General features: G+C 63.9%; 3 protein-coding genes. 2 read left to right on the forward strand and 1 reads right to left on the reverse strand.

All coding sequences use genetic code 11. The annotated features are described in order from the left end of the window. The coding region (tsaB, locus tag WCA85_RS14725; protein WP_424065031.1) for a tRNA (adenosine(37)-N6)-threonylcarbamoyltransferase complex dimerization subunit type 1 TsaB at positions 1–490 on the reverse strand (490 nt) is incomplete at its 3' end. Between the two features lie 180 nt (positions 491–670). Between tsaB and WCA85_RS14730 the strand changes: the two genes are divergently transcribed. Together WCA85_RS14730 and WCA85_RS14735 are read left to right on the forward strand one after the other, a co-directional pair. Beyond that, on the forward strand, positions 671–940 hold the full coding sequence (locus tag WCA85_RS14730) for an acyl-CoA-binding protein (RefSeq protein ID WP_424065033.1): 270 nt from the start codon (positions 671–673) through the stop codon (positions 938–940). 459 nt (positions 941–1,399) lie between these two features. Further along, a partial coding sequence (locus WCA85_RS14735; protein ID WP_424065035.1) for a DEAD/DEAH box helicase occupies positions 1,400–2,823 on the forward strand: 1,424 nt, incomplete at its 3' end.

Genomic DNA, 2,823 nt, shown 5'->3' on the forward strand with positions numbered 1-2,823 from the left:
GGTCCGGCGCGTCGAGCGACGCCGGCTGGACCGTGCGCCACTCACCTTGCGCGTCGTCCCACGCATAGTCGGCCCAATAGACTTCGTCCATCCGGGCATCGAGTGCTGCAAGCACGCGCGTCACCGACGGGTCGCGCAGACGCACGCTCTCGGCGCAGGCGAGTAGCGTACCGATCGGCACCACCGGACGGTTCAGCCCAAACGCCAACCCTTGCGCCACGCCGGTCGCAGTCCGCAGGCCGGTGAACGAGCCAGGTCCGGCGCCAAACCCAATCGCATCGCAATCCGCGAGGACCAGGCCAGCTTCGTCGAATAATTCACGGATGGCGGGCAGCAGACGCGTACTGGACACCGCGCCGGTGGCTTCGTGGCGCACCCAGACGCGCGGTTCGGAGACAGGGACGAGCGCCGCGTCGATAGCGGCGGACAGAAGCGCGACCGAGCAGAATTCGGTCGACGTATCGAGGGCAAGCAGCACAGTTCGGGTCATGACCGCTATTGTAATGCGACGCCTCAGGTTGCCGGGCACGTGCTGTGCGGCAAGCCGCACAGCACGTGCCGAGCTCGTCGCTAGTGCGTTTGGAATAGTCGTTCGAACCTGATTCGACGCAGGGGAGCGTGGCGCTTGATATGATCGACGGCCCATCCTGAATCCGCCACGGAGAAACACATGAGCGACGTCGACGCGCAATTTGCCAAAGCCCACGAAGAGGTGCAACAACTGCCGGAGCGCCCGGGCAACCTGACGCTGCTGCGCCTCTATGCGCTGTACAAGCAGGCCACCAAGGGCGATGTGCACGGCGACAAGCCTGGCTTCACCGACATCGTCGGCAAGTACAAGTACGATGCCTGGACGGCCCTGAAAGGCACGTCGCAGGACACGGCCAAGCAGCAATACGTCGAACTGGTCGAATCGCTGAAAAGCGGCGCATCAGCCTGAGGCAGCGCCGCTGACTGTGCAACAACCCGGCAAACACGGGCTAAAGGCGAAGCAGCCGCAAGGTAACAATGACACGTCCCCGCTCGGAAATGTCTTAAATGTGGCGCGGTGCAGCAAAACACTATACAATGTTGCCTGCGCTTCACTGCTTTGCCCGGCTTTCTCCAGCGGCCCTTGCGGCGCAGCGCCTCGTAGCGTTTTGCTCCAATCCAGTTTAGAACCTGTCCCCTCCTGCCTAGCCCCCTACGGGCGATCATGTACCAGGCTGGCGACACGCCGTGTTGGCATGTCGCAACCGATACAGCTTCTAACAAAAAGCTCGCCTTGATTGTCGCGAGCTGCCCCCGTTTTTCGATTTGCTCGCTGCTTCTTTGCTCGCTGAATCCGACGACTTGGGTATGCCGATTGGCGCCGACGTATTAATTCCGTGCATCACCCAGGATCGTTTCAAGGATTCTCATGACTTCGAGCAATACCCCCAGCCCGTTGAACGCCATCGTCGACCAAGCCCTCGGTCTCGACGACGCACCCGCGCAAGCCGCAGCCGTTGCTGCAGCTCCGCAGGCCGTCGCCGCTGAAACCGCCGCACCGGCCGGCCCGTCGTTCGCGTCGCTAGGCCTGTCCGCGGATGTCGTCTCCGCCCTTACCGCCGCCGGCTATCAAGCGCCGACCCCGGTTCAGCAACGCGCCATCCCCGCCGGCATCGCCGGTCGTGATCTGATGGTCTCGAGCCCGACCGGTTCGGGCAAGACCGCCGCGTTCATGCTGCCCGCTATCGAGCGTTTCTCGCAACTGCAAAAAGCACAAGCCAGCCAGCCGCGCGAGCCGCGTCCGGCTGACGGCAACCGTGGCCGCCGCCCGCAACCGGTTGCCCGTCCGACCATGCTGGTTCTGACGCCGACCCGCGAACTCGCAATGCAGGTCACCACCGCTGCTGCCACGTACGGCAAGCACCTCAAGCGTCTGCGCACCGTCAGCATCCTGGGCGGCGTCGCTTACGGCCAACAGCTGATGCTGCTGGCGAAGAACCCGGAAATCCTGGTCGCCACGCCGGGCCGTCTGATCGACCACCTGGAACGCGGCCGTATTGATCTGTCGCAACTGCAAATCCTCGTGCTCGACGAAGCCGACCGCATGCTCGACATGGGCTTCATCGAAGACATCGAGACCATCGTTGCTGCTACGCCGGCCACGCGTCAAACGATGCTGTTCTCGGCCACGCTCGACGGCAAGATCAGTTCGCTGACCGGCCGCCTGCTGAAGGATCCGGAGCGTATCGAGATCGTCCAGCGCCTGGAACAACGCACGAACATCGCGCAAACCGTCCACTACGTTGACGACCGCGATCACAAGGACCGTCTGCTTGACCATCTGCTGCGCGACTCGGGTCTGGACCAGGCTATCGTGTTCACGGCAACCAAGATGGACGCCGACCAACTCGCGGGCCGCCTGGCCGACGCCGGTTTCGAATCGGCCGCTTTGCACGGCGATCTGCCGCAAGGCGCGCGTAACCGCACCATCAAGGCACTGCGCGAGCGTCGTGTGCGCGTGCTGGTGGCAACGGACGTCGCTGCTCGCGGTATCGACATCCCGGGCATCACGCACGTGTTCAACTACGATCTGCCGAAGTTCGCTGAAGACTACGTGCACCGTATCGGCCGTACCGGCCGTGCTGGACGCTCGGGTATCGCCGTGAGCCTCGTGCATCACGCCGAACAGGGCGCGTTGAAGCGCATTGAGCGCTTCGTGCGCACCCCCCTGCCGGTCAACGTCGTCGAAGGCTTCGAGCCGCGCAAGTCGGCTCCGTCGGGCAATGGCCGTCCTGGCTTTGGCGGCCGTGGTCGTCCGGGCGGCGGCAACGGTGGTGGCCGTCGCTTTGGTAG

It is taken from the genome of Paraburkholderia sp. (genome assembly GCF_049581445.1).
GTDB lineage: Bacteria > Pseudomonadota > Gammaproteobacteria > Burkholderiales > Burkholderiaceae > Paraburkholderia.

What these genes read in the sequence shown, in the direction of transcription:
- WCA85_RS14730 (WP_424065033.1), top strand. Translation starts at nt 671, where the DNA reads ATGAGCGACGTCGACGCGCAATTTGCCAAAGCCCACGAAGAGGTGCAA.